The 22,664-nt window shown below is 37.1% G+C and carries 25 protein-coding genes; 10 read left to right on the plus strand and 15 right to left on the minus strand.

Annotated features, from left to right (window positions below; genetic code table 11):
• Position 1 precedes the first annotated feature (1 nt).
• From rocD to pdxA, 8 genes are all read right to left on the minus strand, one after another.
• Positions 2 to 1,249 (minus strand): ornithine--oxo-acid transaminase, encoded by a 1,248-nt coding sequence (rocD, locus tag ACR1PO_RS05435; protein ID WP_332385645.1) that lies wholly within the window; start codon positions 1,247 to 1,249, stop codon positions 2 to 4.
• A 294-nt stretch (positions 1,250 to 1,543) separates the two neighbouring features.
• The gene (locus ACR1PO_RS05440; protein ID WP_332385646.1) at positions 1,544 to 2,677 is read right to left on the minus strand and encodes an FAD-dependent monooxygenase; all 1,134 of its coding nucleotides are present in this window, start codon (positions 2,675 to 2,677) and stop codon (positions 1,544 to 1,546) included.
• 78 nt (positions 2,678 to 2,755) lie between these two features.
• Positions 2,756 to 3,220: a Crp/Fnr family transcriptional regulator gene (locus ACR1PO_RS05445; RefSeq protein WP_433986116.1), complete on the minus strand. Its 465-nt coding sequence runs from the start codon at positions 3,218 to 3,220 to the stop codon at positions 2,756 to 2,758.
• A 232-nt stretch (positions 3,221 to 3,452) separates the two neighbouring features.
• Positions 3,453 to 4,808, minus strand: a complete 1,356-nt coding sequence (gene accC, locus ACR1PO_RS05450) for an acetyl-CoA carboxylase biotin carboxylase subunit (protein ID WP_131436232.1) — start codon at positions 4,806 to 4,808, stop codon at positions 3,453 to 3,455.
• An 83-nt stretch (positions 4,809 to 4,891) separates the two neighbouring features.
• Complete coding sequence (gene accB / locus ACR1PO_RS05455; protein ID WP_332385649.1) at positions 4,892 to 5,377, minus strand: acetyl-CoA carboxylase biotin carboxyl carrier protein; 486 nt, start codon at positions 5,375 to 5,377, stop codon at positions 4,892 to 4,894.
• Between the two features lie 127 nt (positions 5,378 to 5,504).
• Positions 5,505 to 5,708 carry a 50S ribosomal protein L32 gene (gene rpmF, locus ACR1PO_RS05460; protein ID WP_002976251.1) on the minus strand — a complete coding sequence of 68 codons (204 nt, stop codon included), beginning with the start codon at positions 5,706 to 5,708 and terminating at the stop codon, positions 5,505 to 5,507.
• A 67-nt stretch (positions 5,709 to 5,775) separates the two neighbouring features.
• Positions 5,776 to 6,306 carry a YceD family protein gene (locus ACR1PO_RS05465; RefSeq protein ID WP_332385651.1) on the minus strand — a complete coding sequence of 177 codons (531 nt, stop codon included), beginning with the start codon at positions 6,304 to 6,306 and terminating at the stop codon, positions 5,776 to 5,778.
• A gap of 84 nt (positions 6,307 to 6,390) precedes the next feature.
• Positions 6,391 to 7,482 (minus strand): 4-hydroxythreonine-4-phosphate dehydrogenase PdxA, encoded by a 1,092-nt coding sequence (gene pdxA / locus ACR1PO_RS05470; protein ID WP_332385652.1) that lies wholly within the window; start codon positions 7,480 to 7,482, stop codon positions 6,391 to 6,393.
• Between the two features lie 48 nt (positions 7,483 to 7,530).
• On the opposite strand from pdxA, the gene ACR1PO_RS05475 reads away from it, so the two are divergent.
• Genes ACR1PO_RS05475 through ACR1PO_RS05485 form a run of 3 tightly spaced genes read left to right on the plus strand, consistent with a single transcriptional unit; the run spans position 7,531 to position 10,263 of the window.
• Positions 7,531 to 8,115 carry a riboflavin synthase gene (locus ACR1PO_RS05475; RefSeq protein ID WP_120232704.1) on the plus strand — a complete coding sequence of 195 codons (585 nt, stop codon included), beginning with the start codon at positions 7,531 to 7,533 and terminating at the stop codon, positions 8,113 to 8,115.
• 1 nt (position 8,116) lies between these two features.
• The gene (locus ACR1PO_RS05480; RefSeq protein ID WP_233333649.1) at positions 8,117 to 9,571 is read left to right on the plus strand and encodes a sensor histidine kinase; all 1,455 of its coding nucleotides are present in this window, start codon (positions 8,117 to 8,119) and stop codon (positions 9,569 to 9,571) included.
• Entirely contained in the window at positions 9,571 to 10,263 is a 693-nt protein-coding gene (locus ACR1PO_RS05485; protein ID WP_332385653.1) for a tRNA1(Val) (adenine(37)-N6)-methyltransferase, read from the plus strand. The genes ACR1PO_RS05480 and ACR1PO_RS05485 overlap by 1 nt, the downstream gene beginning before the upstream one ends.
• A gap of 60 nt (positions 10,264 to 10,323) precedes the next feature.
• Here the strand turns inward: ACR1PO_RS05485 and ACR1PO_RS05490 are convergent, their stop codons facing one another.
• Entirely contained in the window at positions 10,324 to 11,034 is a 711-nt protein-coding gene (locus ACR1PO_RS05490; RefSeq protein ID WP_002976259.1) for a cell division ATP-binding protein FtsE, read from the minus strand.
• Positions 11,035 to 11,189: 155 nt separating this feature from the next.
• Positions 11,190 to 11,348, minus strand: a complete 159-nt coding sequence (gene rpmH, locus ACR1PO_RS05495) for a 50S ribosomal protein L34 (protein WP_002976260.1) — start codon at positions 11,346 to 11,348, stop codon at positions 11,190 to 11,192.
• Positions 11,349 to 11,583: 235 nt separating this feature from the next.
• On the opposite strand from rpmH, the gene ACR1PO_RS05500 reads away from it, so the two are divergent.
• Positions 11,584 to 12,588, plus strand: coding sequence for a DHH family phosphoesterase (locus tag ACR1PO_RS05500; RefSeq protein WP_433986117.1), 1,005 nt, complete (start codon positions 11,584 to 11,586; stop codon positions 12,586 to 12,588).
• 39 nt (positions 12,589 to 12,627) lie between these two features.
• Here ACR1PO_RS05500 and ACR1PO_RS05505 read toward each other — a convergent pair whose 3' ends face one another.
• The 5 genes from ACR1PO_RS05505 to tilS form a co-directional block, all read right to left on the minus strand.
• A complete protein-coding gene (locus ACR1PO_RS05505; protein WP_433986118.1) occupies positions 12,628 to 13,446 on the minus strand; it encodes a patatin-like phospholipase family protein in 819 nt (272 codons plus the stop codon).
• Between the two features lie 70 nt (positions 13,447 to 13,516).
• The gene (locus tag ACR1PO_RS05510; protein WP_433986119.1) at positions 13,517 to 14,299 is read right to left on the minus strand and encodes an alpha/beta fold hydrolase; all 783 of its coding nucleotides are present in this window, start codon (positions 14,297 to 14,299) and stop codon (positions 13,517 to 13,519) included.
• Between the two features lie 106 nt (positions 14,300 to 14,405).
• Positions 14,406 to 14,927, minus strand: coding sequence for an ExbD/TolR family protein (locus ACR1PO_RS05515; RefSeq protein ID WP_332385656.1), 522 nt, complete (start codon positions 14,925 to 14,927; stop codon positions 14,406 to 14,408).
• 280 nt (positions 14,928 to 15,207) lie between these two features.
• Positions 15,208 to 17,277 carry a protein-disulfide reductase DsbD family protein gene (locus ACR1PO_RS05520; RefSeq protein ID WP_433986120.1) on the minus strand — a complete coding sequence of 690 codons (2,070 nt, stop codon included), beginning with the start codon at positions 17,275 to 17,277 and terminating at the stop codon, positions 15,208 to 15,210.
• Positions 17,267 to 18,616 (minus strand): tRNA lysidine(34) synthetase TilS, encoded by a 1,350-nt coding sequence (tilS, locus tag ACR1PO_RS05525; protein WP_433986121.1) that lies wholly within the window; start codon positions 18,614 to 18,616, stop codon positions 17,267 to 17,269. Before tilS ends, ACR1PO_RS05520 begins: the two co-directional genes overlap by 11 nt.
• Before the next feature lie 87 nt (positions 18,617 to 18,703).
• Between tilS and ACR1PO_RS05530 the strand changes: the two genes are divergently transcribed.
• The 6 genes from ACR1PO_RS05530 (at position 18,704) to ACR1PO_RS05555 (ending at position 22,662) form a co-directional block, all read left to right on the plus strand.
• Positions 18,704 to 19,537: an OmpA family protein gene (locus tag ACR1PO_RS05530; protein ID WP_002976267.1), complete on the plus strand. Its 834-nt coding sequence runs from the start codon at positions 18,704 to 18,706 to the stop codon at positions 19,535 to 19,537.
• 569 nt (positions 19,538 to 20,106) lie between these two features.
• Positions 20,107 to 20,262, plus strand: coding sequence for a CCPGW family putative bacteriocin (locus tag ACR1PO_RS05535; protein ID WP_433986122.1), 156 nt, complete (start codon positions 20,107 to 20,109; stop codon positions 20,260 to 20,262).
• 119 nt (positions 20,263 to 20,381) lie between these two features.
• Positions 20,382 to 21,029 carry an O-methyltransferase gene (locus tag ACR1PO_RS05540; protein WP_433986123.1) on the plus strand — a complete coding sequence of 216 codons (648 nt, stop codon included), beginning with the start codon at positions 20,382 to 20,384 and terminating at the stop codon, positions 21,027 to 21,029.
• An 86-nt stretch (positions 21,030 to 21,115) separates the two neighbouring features.
• On the plus strand, positions 21,116 to 21,832 hold the full coding sequence (locus ACR1PO_RS05545) for a C40 family peptidase (protein WP_433986124.1): 717 nt from the start codon (positions 21,116 to 21,118) through the stop codon (positions 21,830 to 21,832).
• A gap of 21 nt (positions 21,833 to 21,853) precedes the next feature.
• On the plus strand, positions 21,854 to 22,321 hold the full coding sequence (locus ACR1PO_RS05550; protein WP_332385659.1) for a DUF1648 domain-containing protein: 468 nt from the start codon (positions 21,854 to 21,856) through the stop codon (positions 22,319 to 22,321).
• Positions 22,318 to 22,662, plus strand: coding sequence for a cupin domain-containing protein (locus ACR1PO_RS05555; protein ID WP_433986125.1), 345 nt, complete (start codon positions 22,318 to 22,320; stop codon positions 22,660 to 22,662). The genes ACR1PO_RS05550 and ACR1PO_RS05555 overlap by 4 nt, the downstream gene beginning before the upstream one ends.
• The last annotated feature ends 2 nt before the right edge of the window (positions 22,663 to 22,664 follow it).

Here is a 22,664-nt window from a genome sequence, read left to right on the forward strand (position 1 = left end):
TTTATTTAAACTCAAGAATAGTCTTTTCAATAATCTTCACGCAATCCAGTAATTGCTCTTCAGTAATTACCAATGGTGGTGCCAGTCTGATGATATTACCATGGGTAGGTTTTGCCAGCAATCCATTTTCTTTCAATTGTAAACAAAGATTCCACGCAGTGGAACTTTCGGGAGTATCATTGATAAGGATGGCATTTAGAAGGCCTTTTCCTCTTACTTTGGTGATCAGGTCTGTCTTTTCGATCAGTTTCTCTATTTCAGCTCTGAAAAGTTTCCCTAATTCTTCAGCTCTTTCAGATAGATTTTCTTCAGCTACTACGTCCAGTGCAGCAACGGCTACAGCACAGGCAATAGGGTTACCTCCGAATGTAGAACCATGTTGTCCCGGTTTAATGACATTCATAATGCGGTCATTCGCTAAAACAGCTGATACAGGATACATTCCTCCGGAAAGGGCTTTTCCTAAGATTAGGATATCCGGCTGTACATCTTCATGGTGGCAAGCAATAAGTTTTCCTGTTCTTGCAATACCGGTCTGAACTTCATCAGCAATAAAAAGGACATTGTGTTTTTTACACAGCTCAGAAGCGTTTTTCAGGAAGTTCTCATCCGGAACATATACTCCGGCTTCTCCCTGAATAGGTTCTACCAGGAATGCTGCAATATTTTCTGCCTCTCTGCTCAGAACTTCTTCTAATGCTGCGATATCGTTATAAGGGATTTTGATAAATCCCGGTGTAAAAGGTCCGTAATTCTGGTTGGCATCCGGATCATTGGAGAAAGAAACAATAGTGGTTGTTCTTCCGTGGAAATTGTTTTCGCACACGATAATTTTTGCCGCGTTTTCTGCAATTCCTTTTACTTCATAGCTCCATTTTCTGGCTAATTTTACAGCGGTTTCCACAGCTTCAGCCCCGGAGTTCATAGGTAAAACCTTATCAAATCCAAAAAGATCGGTAATCTTTTGTTCGTATTCTCCCAGTTTGGAGTTGTAGAATGCCCTTGAAGTTAAAGCCAGCTTTTGTGCCTGCTCTACTAAGGCCCCTACAATTTTAGGATGAGAATGCCCCTGGTTCACAGCGGAATATGCTGAAAGAAAATCATAGTACCTTTTGCCCTCCACATCCCAAACAAAAACACCTTCTCCGCGGTCTAGAACGACCGGAAGCGGGTGATAATTATGTGCTCCATGTTTGTCTTCAAGGTCAATAAAATACTGTGAGTTTTTTGTTTGTTCTGCTGTTGACATATATTTTGGTTTTCAACAAATTTACACAATATTAATGAGACCCATAAACAAAAATAGAGTAGAGTATAAGGCGGTGATTAGAGTATATTTTGATGGAAAATGAATCCTTAATGGAAAATATTTTCTTAACGGATAAACAGTTGCAGGTATTCTATCTTTAAGAATAATAAAATTTATACTGAGAAGGCAATTCTACATTTTTTTAAGATTCCCAATCATTCTGATATTGATTTGCTGTTCTGTCAGGACTATTATATTTTTAAATGCTGTTCAATAAGCAGCTTTCGGGTTTTCTTATAAGTTGCTCTGGTATGAAATATCAAAAACTTTTTCCATTTGTTTTTCGTTTATAGAGCTAGGTGTTGCCTTTAGTAAAGTATTGCGGAGCCAAACTGCCAGACTGTTTTCATAATGAGAAATTTTACCGATGGCTGAGCTTATATTGACGATGTAATGTGCTTTTTTCATACGCAGTTTTTCGTATTGAGTGAAGACTTCATCCACGTTTTTCCCTTCACCAAAAAGTTTTCCGAGGATATAAGCATCTTCAATGGCCTGGCAGGCACCTTGCCCCATATTAGGAGTCGTTGCATGGGCTGCATCACCAATCAGGCAAACGTGGTCTTTTTGCCATTGATAAACCGGTTCCAAATCGATAATATCGCTGACAAATATTTTCTCGCTGGGTGTTCCGGAAATCATTCGGGGAATTTCAGGATTAAATTCAGCAAAAAGCTCAGCAAGATTATTGGGATTTTTAACAAGGTTCTCGTTAACCACAGCGTACCAATAAACTTTGTGATCATTAATTCTCACGAAACCGAAGCGTCTTCCTTTTCCCCAGGCCTCATAAGCCTGATGATTATATTTTTCTGTCCAATCGAATTCGATGACGGCACGCCAGCATTTTTGTTTGGAAGATCTCAGTTTTCCAATGTTTAAAATCTGATGACGAACTACTGATTTAATTCCATCTGCACCAATAACAGCGTCTGCATCAGCGATAGTTCCGTCTTCAAAAGTGAGTTGATAACCATTTCCCTGTTCGATTTTGGATAAGCGTTTAGAAAGTTTAATATTTTCAAAACCAGTTTCCTCAGCCAGAATCCTTTGCAAATCAGCACGATGGATGGCAATATTGCTTACTCCGTATTTACTTTCGAATGTATTCAGCTGTACATCCGATAAGGTTTTGAGCTGTGGATCAGTAATTTTAATAGTTGAAATTTTATGACCTGCTTTTTCGATTTTGTGGCGAATGTTAAGTTTGTCAAAAATCTGCATTGCATTATTAGCCATGATGATTCCGGCGCCTACAGGTTTTATTTCGGGTGCGCTTTCGTAAATGGTAACGTCCAGATTATTTTTTTGTAAAGCTAAAGCTGTTGTCAAACCACCAATTCCGCCACCGATAATTGCTATTTTCATTGTGATTGCATTTATATTATGATACAAAATTAAAGACCGGGAAAACCAAAAACGTTCACCTAAGTTAATTTTCTGGAATTAGTAAATTCTTTTTCGGATTCTGCTCAGCGATTGTGGCGTAATTCCTAAATAGGACGAAATATATTTCTGCGGAATTTTGTTCAGAATTTCGGGTGATTTTTTCAGGAGATTGATATAGCGTTCTTCCGGTGTATAAAAAAACAAATCGTCCAGCCTTTGTTTTGCATCCAGAAAAGCTAAATCGGATATGCGTTTTGCCAGCCCAAGCCAGAAAATATCTTTCTGAATTAAAATTTCGACCTCTTTTTTATTAAAATATAAAATTTCGGTTTTTAGAAGAGCCTGTATAACCGCCATTGTTTTTTTTCCGGTGATATAGCTTGCATAATCGCCGATAACATCATTGTTCACCTGTAAAAGGTAGCTGATGTCCTCACCTTTTTCGTTGATGTAATAGGTCCGGACAGCGCCATTTAAAATGAAACCTAAACGATCAAAAATTCCATTTTGAGGCTCTATCATTTTGTTTTTATCATAAGTTACGATGTAGCAAATGTCCAAAAATTCCTCCGCACGCTTCATAGAAATTTGAAGTGTTTCTGCTAATTTCTCTTGTATTGCTGATGTCATCGGCCTATGTTGATTTTAAGTGATACTGCAAAAATAACTTTTCCTGCTTTATTAGAATGGGATAGTATAAAACTGAAGAAGACGCCTTTTCAGACGCCTTCTTTTATATAAATGATAATTCTTTTTAGTGATTATCGTATTTTCTATCCATTACAAAATCTTCCATGAATTTTGTAGTATAGTTTCCTGAAAGATAATCTTCATTATCCATCAGCTGTCTGTGGAAAGGAATAGTTGTTTTTACTCCTTCAATATAGAATTCTTCAAGGGCGCGTCTCATTTTTGCAATAGCTTCCTCACGGGTTTGGGCCGTCGTGATAAGCTTGGCAATCATCGAGTCATAGTTGGAAGGAATTGTATATCCGGAATACACGTGAGTGTCTACTCTGATTCCGTGCCCGCCAGGAATATTTAATCCTGTGATTTTCCCTGGAGACGGTCTGAAGTCTGCGTAAGGATCTTCTGCGTTGATTCTACACTCAATTGAATGTAATTTAGGATAATAGTTGATTCCTGAAATAGGAGTTCCTGCAGCAAGAAGAATTTGTTCTCTGATCAGGTCATAATCAATTACCTGTTCAGTAATAGGATGTTCTACCTGGATTCTTGTATTCATTTCCATGAAATAGAAATTTCTGTGCTTGTCTACAAGGAATTCGATAGTTCCCACACCTTCATATCCAATAAATTCAGCAGCTTTTACAGCAGCAGCACCCATTTTTTCACGAAGTTCATCCGTCATGAAAGGAGAAGGAGTTTCTTCAGTTAATTTCTGATTTCTTCTCTGTACAGAACAGTCTCTTTCAGAAAGGTGGCAAGCTTTACCGAATTGGTCACCGGCAACCTGGATTTCAATATGTCTTGGCTCTTCAATCAGTTTTTCCATATACATACCTCCGTTTCCAAAGGCAGCTACAGCTTCCTGAATTGCAGATTCCCAGTGGTCTTTAAGGTCTTCAGCTTTCCAAACGGCTCTCATTCCTTTTCCACCACCACCTGCAGTAGCCTTGATCATTACAGGATATCCTGTTTCTTCAGCGATCTTTACAGCATGCTCATAAGATTCAATTAATCCATCAGAACCTGGTACACATGGTACACCGGCAGCTTTCATGGTAGCCTTGGCATTTGCCTTGTCTCCCATTTTTTCAATCTGTTCAGGAGAAGCACCAATGAATTTGATGCCGTTCTTCTGGCAGATTCTTGAGAAATTAGCATTTTCAGATAAGAATCCGTAACCTGGATGAATTGCATCGGCATTGGTAATTTCCGCAGCAGCAATAATGTTAGGGATTTTAAGATATGAGTCTTTACTCATTGCAGGACCAATACATACCGCTTCATCAGCAAATCTTACATGAAGACTGTCTTTATCAGCGGTAGAGTATACCGCAACGGTTTTGATCCCCATTTCTTTACAAGTACGTAAAATACGCATTGCAATTTCGCCACGATTGGCTATTAATATTTTTTTGAACATCTTAATACGATTTGAAATTTGAAAATTTGAAATTTGAAATTGATTTTATAATCAATCATCAATCATCATTAATCAATATTTAATTAAGATGGATCTACTAAGAATAATGGTTGGTCATACTCTACAGGAGTAGCATCGTCAACTAAAATTTTAACAATTTTTCCGCTGATTTCAGATTCAATCTGGTTGAATAGTTTCATGGCTTCAATAACGCAAACTACTTTACCGGCAGAAACTTCATCACCTACATTTACAAATACATCTTTATCAGGAGATGGTTTTCTATAGAAAGTACCGATCATTGGAGATTTGATCGTTACATATTTGCTGTCATCAGATGCAGCTTCAGCCTTTTCAGCAGCAGGTGCAGCAGCCTGAGTTGCAACAGGTGCCGGAGCAGCTACCGCTTGCGGAGCAGTGTGATATACTGCAGGTTGTGCATAAACAGCATCGCTTCCAGCTAATGGAGTTTTAATAGTGATTTCGAAATCTTTAGTTTTGTATTTCACTTCTGAAACTTCAGCCTTAGATACAAACTTGATAAGATTTTGTATGTCTTTAATGTCCATAAATTTGATATTTGATTTGATGCCAAAGATACCAAAAAAACGTAAAAAACAACAAAAAACCGCCAAATTTTATCAAAATTGGGCGGTTTTTGTATTAAAATGAGGCTTTTTCAGCGAAAAGCGACTCTTAGTTTTCTTCAGTAGCAGCTACTTCTTTTTCCAATACTACTTTACCTCTGTAGTAAAGTTTTCCTTCATGCCAGTGAGCTCTGTGGTATAGGTGAAGCTCTCCTGTTGTTGCATCTTTAGCTAATTGAGGAACTACAGCTTTGTAGTGAGTTCTTCTCTTATCTCTTCTTGTAGACGACTGTCTTCTCTTTGGATGTGCCATTTTCTAATAACTTTTTTAATTGATGAGCGATGAGATTCATCATCTCATCATATTTAAATTATTCTATTTAATTATTGTCTCTTAATTTTTTTAAAGCATCCCATCTTGGATCGCTTTCATGTTCTTCCTCTTCTGCTACCTCAATATCTTTAGGACTGAACTGGTCAAGAATTTTAAGATCTTCATCACTTACATTCGGTGAGATCTTTTTCATCGGGATAGAAAGCATTACATTTTCATAAATCAAATGTGCTACATTGAAAGCATGCTCTCCGGTAGGAATGGTAATCACATCTTCATTGCTGTCATCATATTCTTCCCCGAAATTCACCAGAATCTTGATCTCATTCTCTATAGGATAGTCGAAATTTTCATTTGTGATGTCACAAACCAATTCAACCAGCCCATTAATTTTAATATCAAACTCCAGGAAAGTCGTGTGTTTATCAAGCGATACATTCACTTCTATTCTGGGATTTGTAAATTCCTGCTCAGTGTCAAATAATTGAAAGAACGTTTTATCTATCTCAAACTTGAACTCGTGTCTTCCGTTTTTAAGTCCGGAAAAGCTTACGTCATAGTTTCTTAACTTGTCCATAAAATGAGTGTGCAAAAATATGCATTTTTTTTATAATAACAAATAAAATCTGAAACAAATTAATTTAAAATTTGTTTTAAAGATTTATGCTTCAGTTTCCTCCGGTAGATCTTCATCTATTCCGTTGTCTACAGCCATTTTTCTAGGCTGCAGGCGGTCGCTCATCAGTTCGCTGTATTCACTTCTGTTTTTGAAAACTTTAATAGCAGTGAAGATGGCTTCCGTAAAGCTTTGTTCGTCAGCGATGTTTTTTCCTGCAATATCATAAGCCACCCCGTGGTCCGGAGAGGTTCTGATAAAAGGAAGCCCTGCAGTATAATTCACCCCTTCTTCATACGCTAATGTTTTGAACGGAGCCAGCCCCTGATCGTGATACATTGCCAGCACTGCGTCAAAATTTTTGTATTTGTTTGGCTGGAAAAAGCTGTCTGCCGGGAAAGGTCCGAATGCCAGTATTCCGTTGTCAGAAAGTTCTTTGATGGCCGGACTGATGATTTCAATTTCTTCATTTCCGATAACACCTCCATCGCCAGCGTGCGGATTTAATCCCAATACGGCAATTTTAGGTTTTTGAATACAGAAATCTTCTACAAGCGTTTGGTTCAATACTCTGATCTGCTTCTTTATTTTTTCTTTGGAAATATTTTCAGCAACCTGTGCAATAGGAATATGATGTGTAGAAACAGCTACTTTAAGATCTTCAGTCACGAGGAACATAAGTCCTTTTTTGCTGAATTTTTCCTCAAAATATCCTGTGTGTCCGGCATGTTTAAAGCCCATCTTTACCATTTCATCCTTGTTGATCGGTGCGGTTACCAGCACATCAATATCACCTCTCATCAAGGCTTCAGTAGCTGCTTCCAGAGAATCAATCGCCATTTTAGTAGACTCTTCAGTGGGAACTCCCAATTCTACATTCACGTTTTCTTTGGTGAGATTCACCATATTAAGCTTACCGGCCTGGGCCTGTGAAGATTCATTGATGTAGTTGAAATTGAGATTCAGCTTAAAAATATTTTTCTGATAAGTGAATAGTTTCCCCGAACCAAAAATTACAGGAGTGAAAAAATCTGTAATAGTTTTGTCTTTCAGAGACTTCATAATGATCTCCGGACCGATGCCGTTGAAATCACCGATTGAAATTCCTACTCGTACTTTATGGTTTTTTGGGCTCATTTTGATTATCTTTGAAGATTATAATTTACAAATTTAGCAAAAAATAATATGTTCACAGGAATTATTGAAGCAGTTGGTGTTATTGAGAAGATTGAAGAAAAAGGAAGCAATATAGATTTTACCCTTACATGTCCTTTTACAAACGAGCTGAAAATTGACCAGAGCCTGGCGCACAACGGCTGCTGCCTTACGGTTGTAGAAATTAAAGACAATCATTATGTGGTTACAGCAATCAACGAAACATTGGAAAAAACCAATCTTGGGAAATGGGAACTGGGAACTGTTGTGAATCTTGAGCGCTGCATGAAGATGGATGGAAGACTGGATGGTCATATTGTTCAGGGACACGTTGATAAAACCGGTGAAGTGGTAAGTATTGAAAATAAGGACGGAAGTTATTTCATTACCATGAAATATGAAAATGACGGAAGTTTTGTAACGGTGCCTCAGGGTTCCATTACAGTAAACGGGATCAGTCTTACTGTTGCTAAAAGCGAAGATGCTCAGTTTTCCGTTGCCATTATTCCTTATACCTGGGAATTTACGAATATGAAACATTTGAAAATTGGTGATAAAGTAAACCTGGAATTTGATATCATTGGTAAGTATATTGCTAGGTTAATTAAAAAGTAGAATGTCAATTAATAAGTATAAAGGATATAGCTTAAGGAATCGGGTGTTTTTCGGTTTTCTGCTGGTATGCTTCTTAAGTGTTGTTGCCACTTCGCTTGTTCCTTATTTTGTGTTAAGGAATAACTCCATGCAGCAAAGTAATATTGACATGCAGGAGAAGACCAATGCTGTAATGCGGTATCTGGACTATGCGGTAAGCCGTACATTGGTGGAAACAGAGGATCTTCCCACAGTTTTGGGAAACAAAATTTTTGAAATTGCAGATATTAACCAGCATGATATTGTTATTTATGATCTGAAGGGGAATTACTTGCTTTCCAACAAAGATGAAAGCCTGATAGACCAGAAGACGATTTCCATTGATATCATTAATAAAATTCTTTCTACTGATGCAAGAGTTGACCTGACAAGGTATGATGCTGCTAAAGATGCCAAGCTGACCTCTTCCTATCTTCTGCTGAAAAATAATGAGCTTGAGCCAATCGGGATTGTTTATATTCCTTTATATCATAACGAGTCTGCTTACCTGGATGTTCTTCATCAATATGTAAAATATATTCTTCTGGTCGATATATTCCTCATACTTTTTAGTATCTGGATCAGCTGGGTTACCTCTAACAGCCTTGCAAAAACCATTACGAAATTCTCTGATATGATTACACGTATTACCTTGTTTGAAAACGAAATGCGTCCTATCAGATATTATAAGAATGATGAGCTTAATGCGCTGGCGAGAGCTTATAACAGAATGATTCTGCAGATTCAGGATCAGAAAGAGAGGCTTAGATTTAAGGCCTCCGAAGAAGCCTGGAGAGAGATGGCAAAGCAGGTAGCCCATGAGGTGAAAAACCCGCTGACTCCGATGAAGCTGACCATCCAGAATTTTGAAAGGAAATTTGATCCGGAAGATCCGAATATCAGAGAGAGGGTGAAACAGATGAGTAAAACCATTGTAGATCAGATTGATCTGATTGCTACCGTAGCTTCTGCTTTCTCGGAATTTGCTAAACTTCCTGAAAAAAATAATGAAGTAATCAACCTTAATACAGAAGTTGAAGATATTCTCCGGGTATTCAATGATGACAGTATTTTCATGCACGCCAATAAGAGCAATATTATGATCAATATGGACAGGATTTATCTTTCCAGAATCATAACAAACCTTGTTACCAATGCAAAGCAGGCGGAAAGCGACCAGAGAAAACTGATCATTAATGTAGATGTGGAGCAGCATCAGAGAAGAGTGATGATCTCTGTCCAGGATAACGGAATAGGAATTCCTGAAAACATGTATGAAAGAATCTTTGAACCGAACTTTACGTCTAAAAACAGCGGAATGGGACTTGGGCTTTCTATGGTAAGAAAAATGATTGAAGATTATAAAGGTGAGATCTCTGTGAAATCTGAAGTAGGGAAGGGATCCACATTCATTATTACACTGCCTACCAATTTATAGTGAAACCTTTTATATTTAAGCAATTTGAAATTCAGCAGTCTAAAGACGTCTTCCGTGTGGGTACAGATGGTGTCCTGCTTGGAGCTTTGGCTGACGTAGAATTGGCTTCCCGTGTTTTGGAAGTAGGCACCGGTACAGGACTGATTTCTCTTATGCTGGCCCAAAGAAATCTTCATGCTGAATTTTTAGGACTGGATATTAATGAAGATGCAGCCCAGCTTACCAGGCTTAATTTTGAAAATTCCCCTTTCCGTGTAAGGTTGAAAAATAATCATCAGGATTTTAAAACTTTTGAAACGAGAGACCGGTTTGATCTTATTATATCTAATCCTCCGTATTTTGAAGAATCAGGATCTGAAAAAGATAAAATAGCCCGTCAGACAGTAGAATTGAATTTCAGACAGTTGATAACCAAGGCAGCAGAATTGCTGTCCGGCAGCGGAATCTTTTCCGTGATCATACCTGTTGAAGCAGGAGAGATTTTTGTTTCCATAGGTAAAGAGAATAATCTGTACCTGAGAAGGAAGATTAATATTAAAGGAATTGAAGGCTCAAAGACTAAAAGACTTATTCTGGAGTTTTCTTCAGAAGCAAAAGAGATTGATGAATCTGATTTTATTGTAGAAAAAAGTCCGAGACAATACTCGGACCCATATCTTGAACTCACCAAAGAGTTTCATGTTTTTAAATAAGGAAGTTAGAAATTAGATTTTAGAAGTTAGTTATTTCTGGCTTTCTTAATCTTTTAGTTCTTATTCGAATAATTCTGAAGTATCCAGCACAGAAACTTTTCCGTCCTCACATCTGATCGCTTCACCAGGGAAGTTCTGGATCATATGGTAATCATGGGTTGCCATTACTACAGCGGCACCGTTTTCAAGGGCAACCTGCTTTAATAACGTCATAATCTCGTTAGACGTTTCAGGGTCAAGGTTTCCGGTCGGCTCATCCGCTAAGATGAGATCCGGGTGATTAAGAAGAGCCCTTGCAATAGCAATACGCTGTTGTTCTCCTCCGGAAAGCTCATGAGGCATTTTGTGCTTTTTGCTTTTCATGTTTACGCTTCCCAAAACTTCGTTGATACGGTCCTCCATTTTTACTTTGTCATTCCAGCCTGTTGCTTCGAGAACAAATTTTAAATTCTTTTCAACGGTTCTGTCCGAAAGTAACTGGAAGTCCTGGAATACGATTCCTAATTTTCTTCTTAGGTTAGGAATGTCGGAAGGCTTTAGCTTTGCCAGATCAAACCCTACAACCGCTCCGTGTCCTGATGCCAATGGAATGTGTCCGTAAAGCGTTTTCAGAAGAGAACTTTTTCCGGAACCTGTTTTTCCGATAAGATAGCAGAATCTGCCTTTTTTAATGTTAAGATTTACATCAGAAAGTACAGTAAAGTTTTTTTGCGCAATCTTGGCGTGTTGTAAACTTATAATATTATCTCCGGAGATATGTGTATGTGGCATAATTAAATTTTAAAGGCTGTTTTCTAACAAAAAAATTTCAATCTTTAAAAATAGAAAAAAGAAGTCTATCTGACTCTAATTTTAGTAAATTTTAACAACAAAAAATGCCTGAAAAGTAACTTCTCAAGCATGTTTTGTATATGATAATGTAGAAATTATCTCTTAGCGCGTGCAGCACTTACAGTTAATCTCTTTCTGCCTTTAGCTCTTCTCGCAGCCAAAACTCTTCTTCCATTTGGCGTAGACATTCTTTCTCTGAAACCGTGTTTGTTTCTTCTCTTTCTTTCTGATGGCTGGAATGTTCTTTTACTCATTACTATATGTTTAAATCGTAATTAATCTATTAATTTTCAGGTTGCAAAGATATATAAAATTTTATAAGTTACAAACTTTAATTATCTTTTTTTAAAATTAAATTTAATGTTTTTCAGTCGGGCTTTTACAAACCCTCATAGCAAACCCGTTTTCCGGTACAAAAATAATATTTAAATGATTTATATAAAAGCTCTATCTTTGAAAACTTTAATTTTAACGAAAAATAAACACCGGATGTTTACACCAGCAGAACTTTTAGATATCAATACATTACTTACCCAAGAAAGCAAAATAGTGATCCTTACCCATTATAATCCGGATGGAGATGCTATTGGTTCAAGTTTGGGATTGAAACATTATCTGAAAGCAAAAGGAATTCATGCCGAGGTTATTGTCCCTAATGATTTCCCGAAGTTTCTGAAATGGATGCCGGAATCTAAAAAAGTTATTATTGCTGAGTATAAAAGAAAGCTGGCTTCTGATATGATTGCAGGAGCAGATGTTATTTTCTGTCTGGATTTTAATTCTCCGTCAAGGATCGGATTACTGGGTGACTGGCTGGTAAAAGCCCCTGGAAAGAAAATCCTTATCGACCACCACCAGCAGCCGGAAAAATTTGATTTTGTGTACTCGGATACGGTAATCCCTGCCACTTCACAGATGATCTATCATTTCATAGAGGCAATGGATGATGAAAAACTGGTGAATCAGGATATGGCAGAATGTCTTTATACAGGAATTATGACGGATACCGGTGGTTTCCGTTTTCGTTCTACCAGTGCCACCACACACAGGATTATTGCTAACCTGATTGAAAATGGTGCAGATCCTGCCATGATCACCTCCAATACCTGGGATACCAATACGGTTTCCCGCCTGCATTTGCTTGCCCTGGTTCTTGGAAGAATAGAGGTGGTGAATGACGGCACAGTAGCGGTTTTGAGCCTTACCAGAAACGAGCTGAAAGAATATGGTTTCCAGAAAGGAGATACAGAAGGTTTTGTGAACTATGGCTTAAGTATTGCCGGCGTTAAAATGTCAGCATTTTTTATGGAAGATCTGTATGAAGATTTTGTTAAAATCTCATTCAGGAGTAAAGATGATGTAGATGTGAATCAGTTTTCAAGAAAATACTTCAACGGCGGCGGGCATATTAATGCAGCAGGCGGAAAATCTTTAGATTCTCTGACAGGAACGATAGAAACCTTTAAGGATAAAGTTAAGGAGGAAGGCTGGTAGGAATACCCAAAGACAAATTATAAAAGTCTGTAAATTTCTTTATCTAAACTCCTGGATACTTTTACGATATCCTTTTTCTTCAAGTTCCTCACAGGTATATTCATACACCTGCTGAAACATTTCATCCAAATATCTTTTGTTGAAAAGACTGTATTTTGTCATTTTGGGTGGATCCAGAAATATATTGCAGTATTTCGCTTTAGAATATACAGACTTTGCAATTGCTAGGTGAAGGATTCTGTCAAACTCCTTCATCAGGCTCATTTTTTTTAATTCATCGTAGCTGATGGAGTTGACATGGGAAGCAATCAGGAAATTACATTTATCCATGATGGGTTCAATGGGAAGGTTGTCCAGAACACCTCCGTCTACATAAATTTTTTCTCCCATCCTTACCGGAGGAAGGATAAAAGGAACACTTGATGAAGCCAGCAGCGGTCCGAAAAGTTCTCCTTCAGAAAAGAAATCTACAATACCGTGCGTCATTTCAGTAGCCGCAACATACACAGGAATTTTTAAAATACTAAAGTTATCTTCCGGGAAATAATCTTTGAAGAGCTTTACAATAAAATTAGAACTGAAAATTCCGTTTTTTGATAATTTTAATGCTGATCTGGAGAAAAAAGAAGTCTGTCTTACAATTTCCATCATCTCATCCGGTGTTTTTCCGAAAGAATAAAAAGCACCAATAATAGAGCCTGCACTGGTTCCGGAGATAATGTGTGGTTTCAGGTTATATTCTTCCAGAGCTTTCAGTACGGCAATATGGGCAATTCCACGCATTCCTCCGCCTGAAAGTGTAAGCCCGATAACCGGTGGTGCCGGTGGTTTCTTCTTTTTAAATGAAAATAAAGCCATTACCAAAATTATCCTCTACTAATATACAGGATTTTTGTTAAATAAGACTTTAATCTATCAGGAGAGAATGTTATAAAACCAGTTTTTTAGGAAGATTATGGAGGAGTTCCGTATTGATGATTTCTGCACAGATACCCGGCTTTTCCCAGTGTCCGTTATGTCCGCAGTCCAGAATATAAGATTTGATATTCGTCCTGTCCGGAAGATGTTTGATCATCATATCGGTTTTTACGGCGTTATCATGTTTACCGGCTAATACTAAGATTTTAGCTTCCAGGTTTTCAAGGACATGTTTTTTGTCTGTTCTTTCTACCATACCTTTCACACAGGCAAGAGCCCCTAAGTTGTTGGTGGAAAGGGCCGTTTCAAGAGCGGTTTCAATTTTTCCTTCCAGGATGTCTCTTTCGTTCGGATTGAATAAATTGGGTACTCCGGCTCTTGCATAATGGGCAAATGCATCTTTAATGATTCTGTAACTTTTGATGCGCTGTTGTTTTTTCTCCTCATCATCCGGAAAATAAGTAGAGAAAAATAAAGTTAAGCTTTTTAAAAGATCAGGATATTTTTCTGCAAAGGCAAGTGCCGTATACCCTCCCATGGAATGTCCCAAAAGGTGAACTTTTTCTAAATGCTGGTCATCCAATACTTTTTTTACTTCCTCTGCCATTAGTTCCATGGTGTGAACCTCAGCCAGAATCTCAGATTGTCCGTGACCTGGAAGGTCAATTTTAAGGAATGAAAAATCTTTGGAAAGATGAGATTCCATATCGCTCCAGATGGATAGATTTTCCATAAAACCGTGAAGAAGCACCAAGATTTCTTTTCCGTTTCCTTTTCTTTCAAAGTTCAGCATGATTCCAAATTTAGAAGGTTAAATGATACGGTCTTTATATACTGCAGATCCGTTTCTCTTTTCAAATTTAATCAAAAAAAGGGCATCCAAAAAATGCCCTTGCCTTTTATTGAGTTAATTCCTTGTAAACCTTTGTTTCCCAGGGTTTGATATCTGTTACACCATATTTTTCCTTTTTAGAAATCGCAAGATTATCCAGCATATCTACAAAATTCTTGTAAGTGGCTTCATCCGATGGTTTCACAATAACTGTGAATTTATCAGGTGCTGGAGCATTTTTGTAAGCTTCAGCAATGATTTTTGAAATTTTGATTCCGCTGAAATCGGTTTCTTTAAGATTTCCTGTATTTAAATCTTTAGCATTACTTTGATGATAAAATACCCGATTGTCTTTCCCCAGGATAAATGTGATCTGGTTTTTGTCTCTGATTACATTTTCAGTGGGCTTCTGATCAGGATCTTTTGCCGGTAGTCCCAGATCCATTACGTTTGGTTTTGTAAAGTTAGTGGTGAACATAAAGAATGTGATCAGTAAGAATCCCAGATCTACCATAGGAGTCATGTCTACTCTGATCATTTTTTTCTTTTGTTTGCTGCCTTGTTTTTCTTGTGCAATTACTTCTGCCATGATTTAAAGTTTTTAAATGTTAAACGGTATTTTTTGAATAATTCAAACAAAACGCATGCCTTGTTTGTTGAATAATCAATAAATTCATGAATCTATTGATTGTTTTTGTGGTGAATTTTAAAATTCCGTTCCTTCTTTTTAAAAATGAATAACCAATGATTCTTTTGGCTTTCTGATAATTGTATTTTTCAAAATGGATTCTAAAATTTTCATCAACTGCTGCAAAAAAAAAACTCACACGGCAACGTGTGAGTTTTTAAATGATATATAAATAATTTATTTATTTATTCTTTTTATAGTAATTAACCCCGCATTCAAGGAATTTTTTGAAATCTTCTTTTGGCATATATCCTGAAACCGGAGTGTTGATTACTTTTCCGTCCGGAGTGATCAAAACATAGTGAGGCTGAGAGTTATTGTTAAAGTTAACCTGCTGGAATAAGCTCCATCGGTCACCTATTGTTTTTACCTTTTTGATCTGTCCGTCACCAAGGTCAATTTTAGTTTTCTGATCTTCAGGAAGCTCTTCCTTATCATCTACGTATAAAGAAGCTAATACCACATCATTCTGAAGGATAGGTAAGATGTCTGCTTCACTCCAGACAAACTCTTCCATTTTTCTGCAGTTTTCACAACCATAGCCGGTAAAGTCTATTAGAATAGGTTTATCCTCTTTTTTGGCCAGTTCCACAGCTTTGAAGAAATCGTGTTCAGGGTGCATTCCCAGGATTCCGTCTTTTTCGTCATGGAAATAACTTACATTCAGTGGAGGTAAAATTCCGCTTAATAATTGAAGTTTAGGGCGGTCAGATGGAATCAATCCCTGGATCAGATAAACCACAAAACCAATTCCCAATATTCCCAATACCTTTCTTGTAACAGAGATTTTAGGTTTTTTATCATCATGCGGGAATCTGATGAATCCTAATAAATATAAGGCTAATCCTAATGCAACAATGATCCAGATAGCGATGAAAAGCTCTCTTTTTAAAAAGAAAGTTTTGGAGACAAGGTCTGCTTTCGATAAGAATTTCAATGCTAATGCCAGCTCTACGAAACCTAAAACTACTTTTACGGTATTCATCCATCCTCCTGATTTCGGAAGACTTTGCAGAGCTTGCGGGAATAAAGCCAGCAGTCCGAAAACAATAGCCCAGGCAAGACCAAATCCCGCTAAAGCAAATGTCAGCAACATAGGAACGTTTGTAGAACCTGTTACCGCACTTCCTAGTAAACTTCCTAAAATAGGTCCTGTACAAGAGAAAGAAACGATCACCAGCGTTAATGCCATGAAGAAAATTCCGATAATTCCTCCCGCTTCTTCAGCTTTGGAAGATTTGTTGGCGATAGAACTTGGCAATGTGATATCATAATACCCGAAGAAACTTCCGGCAAAGAAGATAAATATAATAAAGAAGGCAATATTCAGCCATACACTTGTGGAAATTTCGTTGAAGATATTTCCTGCAATGCCGTCGATAACGTGAAAGGGAATACTTAACAGCACGAAAATAAGAAGAATGAAAAACCCATAAATAAGAGCATCCCTTTTTCCTTTGGCTTTATTTTTAGTTCCTTTTGTAAAGAATGAAACCGTCAGCGGAATCATCGGAAAAACACAAGGCGTAAGCAATGCGATTAATCCTCCGATAAACCCTAAGAACAAATAAGTCCAGTAATTTTCATCCATTTTTGCGGAAGCTGTACCACAATCCGTTAATGGTTTTTTGAAGTCAATAGTTTCGATTTTCAGCTGCTTGGGATCAAGCTTTGAAGTTTCTGTGATTGTAGCTTCTGTTTTTGCAGGGTTTTCAGTAACTGTCTCAGTTACTTTTACAGAGTCTTTTACAGGAGCTGCAGTTTCTTCAGTGGCAGTCTCTTCCGCTGCACCCTTTGGAGTGACTTTTTGGTTGAATTCTAATGTGTTGGGAGCCAGACAAACCCTGTCATCACAAGTCTGATAAGTAATTTCAGACGTGACATCTGCAGGTTTTGCCGGATCTTTTAGTTTAAATTTCTGCTTAAAGCCGGCTGAATTAGAATAATAAACAATTGTTCCACCGAATGCTTCAGAAAATTCCTCATGTTTTTTACCCACTTCGGTAAACTTTCCGATCAGTTCAATATTTTTTCCGGTCACCTTATATTCTGTAGGAATTCCGGTATCTTCCGGTAAATCTTTGGAATAGATGTGCCATCCGCTTTCCATTGTGGCATTCAGTACTGCTTCATACTGGTTGTTGCCAAGATCGTTGATGGTGAATTTAAACTTTACAGGATTTTTTATCTGCGCATTAATCCCCGTCGCTAAAAATAGTAGAATTAATAAAAACCAATTTCTAAATTTCATTGTTCATTTCATTAAAAATTTTGAGACTCCATTTCGTCTTCTCATACTTTGCATATCGTCTGTCCTGCCTGAAGGGGATAACCCCAAGTACAGAATCATTGCTGTCAGTCAGTATCCAGATTTTTTGCCTCGCTAAAATAGATAATTTTTCGTCCCTAAAAAATTTAGAAACTTTCTTTTTCCCCGAAAAACCTGTGGGATAAAATTCATCACCTTCTTTTTGTTTTCTTAAACGCAGTGGGAAATGAAGTTTTTCAGCATCAAAGTCCCACTCAAAACCTTTATTGATTCCATCAATGCTTTCAATATGATCTACGAGATTAATGTTACTCTGGTTTTCGGAAAAATCAAAATGATCGATCAGGACAATATCTTCCTCAGATTCCTTTTCCTGGCTTCTGTCAATAAAAATCAGTTCGTCACGGTTGACAATCAACTGATATTCTTTTGAAAAAAAAGAACTGTTGTTTTCTGCTTTGAAAATTTTGGGGATTTCTTCCTCCTGGTTGAAACCGTATTTTTTTAAAATTTCAAATTTTACGAAATCGCTTTCCTGATCCAGCTTTTCCTTTGATAAGATTTTATAGTCTTGGTTAAATACGGTAAGGTTATTTTCTATTTCCTGGATCTGTTTCTGAACAAAATCTTTGGTTTGATTCAGCAGAGAAGAGCTTTTTCTGAAGTTGTCCAGAAAATGGTCATTGGTTTCCATCAGCTTTGGAACAATCTCATTTCTAATCTTATTCCTCAGATAATCATTTTTTTTATTGGAGAGATCTTCCCGGAATTCGATACAGTTCAATTCTGCAAACTGGTAAATTTCTTTTTTTGAAAAATTTAAAAGCGGTCTGAGAATATTATTGTCATGGGAAGGAATCCCGCTTAATCCGTTGATGCCGGCAGCCTTGGAAAGGTTGATGATAAAAGTCTCCAGCTGATCATTCAGATGATGGGCTGTTACCAGAAATTCCAGTTTTTCCTTTTCCTGGATTTCTTTGAAAAACCTGTATCTGAGTTCCCGTGCCCAAAGCTGAATAGAGTTTTCCGGTTTCTGATCTTTTTCTGAAACTTCATACAGATGAAATTTTATATGATTTTTCTCACAAAAATCCTGTACTGTTTTCTGATCCAGATCCGAATCATTACCACGGAGCTTATAGTTGATGTGAGCAACCTGAAACTGGAACTTTGAATCCTGAATTTCCTGCTCAAAATCCCTGAATAAGGACGTTAAAACCATAGAGTCGGCACCTCCGCTTACTGCCAGAAGATAGGTGTGCTTTTCCGGCTTGTGAACAAGATTTTTTAATTGATTGATAAAGGTTAATTTTTCCAACATATATGTTGAGAATTTCTTTTATGCAAAGATAACCGATATAATTCAATTGAATTTCCCTAACTTTGAGTAGTCTAAAAATGATTATTTATGAAGATTTTAAAAATTTTAGCAGTTTCTGCAATGGCGCTGGGAATGACATCTTGTGTCAGCAAGAAGCAGTATGATGCTTTAAGCACAAACTATAAGCAATGCATTGAAAATATCGGGGAAAGACAGAGAGAAATTCAGGATTTGAAATCTCAGAACTCTGCATTGACAGGTGAAAACAATTTGCTGAAAAGTCAGCACGATGCTTTAAAATCATCATTGGATGCGTGTTTGTCCAATACTGGAAAAAGTTCTGCCAACATTGATAAGTTGGTAGGAGAAATCAATGCTTCCAATTCTTATATCAAGCAGCTGATCTCCAGTAATGCGAAGAATGACAGTCTGAACCTTGCATTGTCTAACAAGCTGAAGAGATCTTTGGATAATGTATCAGATGAGGATGTACAGGTAAAAGTATTGAAAGGAGTAGTAATGATCTCTCTTTCTGATAAAATGTTATACAAGACGGGAGATTACAATATTTTACCTGCCGCTCAGGAAGTGTTAGGTAAAGTCGCAAAAGTGATCAATGATTATGATAAATATTCAGTGCTGATTGAAGGGAACACGGATAATGCTCCATTAAACTCTCCGAATCTTCCGAGAGACAACTGGGATCTTTCTGCGCTAAGAGGTACTTCTGTTGCTAAAGTTCTTCAGACTCAGTTTGGGGTGGATCCTGCAAGAATTACAGCCGGCGGACGTTCTGAGTATAACCCGAAAGCTACAAACATGAGCGTTTCAGGAAGAGCAGAAAACAGAAGGACAGAAATCATCATTATGCCTAAACTTGACGAGTTTATGAAACTGATGGATATTGCTCCTAAAAAATAATCAGCCATCATACATAAAAAAAAATCCCGAATTGCTTCGGGATTTTTTTTTATGTAATTATCAATCTTAAGTTATTAATTTTTAAGTTTCAAGCAAAGTACTGTTTAAACAAAAATAAACCCCGAAGGTGGCCGGGGCTTATTTTTAATCAAATTAATTCTTCCTTTTTCAGGAGTGAAATAATTCGTTGCAAAAATGAAGTGGATATTTCTGTCTTGCTTTTTGCTGCAGAAGAATCAGTTCTACTTTTCAGTACAACTTTTTTGTGATTCTCATGGTTAGTTTGTGTCTCTCCTGCAATCATCTTGTTTTCTCTTAGTGTTTTTACCCCTTATTCTTATGGCAAATTTAACACTAGTACCACAAAAATACCATCCGTGTTTTCCCGGTATTTTATATGGGGTTTTTACTGATTTGTTGTGGTTCGATATTTTTATATCAGTTTTTTTACCCTGTAATTGTTTGGTTAACAATAAAATGTTTATATTTAAATCTCCATACGAGGAAATAATTAAAAAGAGGTTCCCGAAAATCTAAAGAGTAGGGGTTAATACTAAACTACAATAATTATGAAAAATTTAAAAAAGCTTTCAAGAGGGGCAATGAAAACTGTACAAGGTGCTATTAACGGGTGTAATCCACAGATATTTTGTACCAGTCTACAAACAAAGTGTTGCCCAGGATGGGTTTGTGCTGGTATAAGACAATATTGTGTAGCAGTATAATAAACTTTTAAAGTATATAGATGCATGTAAGAGAGAGTAATTTCTCTCTTTTTTTGTATCTTCTTCCTGAATTAAAAAAGTAGCTTTAAAATCCTTAAATTTGTTTAAATTAAAATGGTATGAGTTTTTTTGAAGAAAAGAATCCTGAAATGGACAGATATTTGGAGGCGCACGCTTCTTCGGAATCCGAAATTCTGAAAAAGCTGAGAAGAGAGACATATCAGAAAACAACACAGCCTCATATGATTTCCGGATATCAGCAGGGAAGACTGCTGACGATTATTTCCCAGATGTTGCAGCCGAAAAGTATCCTGGAAATAGGAACTTTTACAGGATATGCTACTTTATGTCTTGCATCAGGATTGGCAAAAGACGGAAAAATCACCACGTTGGATGTGAATGAGGATCTTGCCTATCTTCCTAAAAAATATTTTGAATCCAGCGAATATGCCAGCCAGATCGATTTTAAACTTCAGGATGCCAAGGAATATTTAAAAGAAACAGATGAATTTTTTGATCTGATTTTTGTAGATGCTGATAAGGAAAACTATGCCGAATATTTCAGATTGATTAAACCTCATACAAAATCCGGAACGGTGGTGTTATTTGATAATGTATTATGGTATGGGAAAGTGCTGGAAGAAAATCCGAAACTGAAATCTACCCAGTCGATCCAGGAATTAAATGATTTGGCAGCAAAAGACGAAGATTTTGAAAATCTTATTTTACCTTTGCGTGATGGAGTGAACTTTCTTCGCAGAAAGTAACTGAAATATTCAAGGATTAAACATTTAAAGAGATACAACATTGTATTTTTAATCTTTAAATTATTCAATCTTTAAATTGAAAATTAATGAATAAAGGAGTTTGTATTGTTACAGTAGCGCCGGTTCGTGCAGAAAATTCTGACAGAGCTGAAATTGTTACGGAAATATTGTTTGGGGAAAGTGCTGATATTTTGGAAGTAGATAAAAACTGGACCAAAATAAAGATGCACTATGACGGCTATGAAGGATGGATGGATACCAAACAGCTGAAGCCTGTAACAGTCGAAGAGCTGGCCAAAAGAAAAGTGACTGTCGTTACCGAAGATTTTTCTTCCGTATTAATGAACGATGGGAAAACTTTGCTTTCTATGGGTTCAGAAGTTGAATTTCCGGTAGTCGCTTCAAGAAGAAGTCATGATGTGCGTGAAAGTATCGCTCTGACGGCAAAAGAATTCCTGAACGTACCTTATCTGTGGGGAGGCAAAAGCTTTTTTGCAGTAGACTGCTCCGGATTTACCCAGTTGGTTTATAAAATTCACAATATAAAGATACCCAGAGATGCTTCACAGCAGGCTGAGGTAGGGGAACCGCTTACTTTTGTAGAAGAAACACAGCCTGGTGATCTTGCTTTTTTTGAAAATGCAGAAGGAAAGATTATCCATGTAGGAATTATGCTGGAGAATCAAAAGATCATCCATGCTTCCGGAAAAGTAAGAATAGACACGCTGGATTCCACCGGGATTTTCAATAAAGAAATGAACAAGCATACTCATAAGCTGAGAGTGCTGAAAAGTGTAATATAGTTCAGCTAAATCTCATTTAAAATGGAAAATATTCTCTTTATAATTTTTGATATTTTTAATTTTGGATGGGTCGCTTTTTTGTGGTGGTTTACCCTGAAAAATTATAGCGCTTTACCAGACCGGATTCCGGTGCATTTTGATCTGGATGGAAAACCAGATGGGTTCGGAGGTAAAATCTATGCCTTTCTGATGCCTGTGCTGGCTCTGGGACTGTATGCTGTGTTCACCTATGGAACCAGACATCCTGAAGATACTAATTTCCCGGTAGAGATTACAGATCAGAATATGAATGCCCAGTTTTTAATTATGAAAATCGGGCTGAGAACTCTCTTCCTTGTATTGGGAATGGTTTTTTTGAATATCCAGGATTATATGTTCAGATATGCTGCTGATGATAATGCTAAACCTAGAATCTCAATTGCCACCATCTTTTTATCTGTTGTATTGTTTGTTCCCTTGTTGCTTTTTATTACTCACTTGTTTAAATGATACATTCTAAAAAAAATTCAGAGCATTATATCTGGGGGAACCAATGTGACAGCTGGGTCCTTAAAAATACACAAAACTTATCTGTAAAGCAGGAGAAGATGCCTGCCGGAACTTCAGAAAAACTGCACTACCATGAGATGGCGGAACAGTTTTTCTACCTCCTGAAAGGAGAAGCCGTATTCTTTATCAATGAAGAAAAGTTTTGGGTTAAACAAAATGAACCTATTTCTATTCCACCGGGAGCAAAGCATTTTATCTCCAATGAATCCGCTGAAGAAATTGAGTTTTTAGTCATATCCAATCCTCCTACGGATCATGACAGAATTGAAATTAAAGAATAAGT

This window comes from Chryseobacterium amylolyticum (assembly GCF_051011775.1).
Classification (GTDB): Bacteria; Bacteroidota; Bacteroidia; order Flavobacteriales; family Weeksellaceae; genus Chryseobacterium.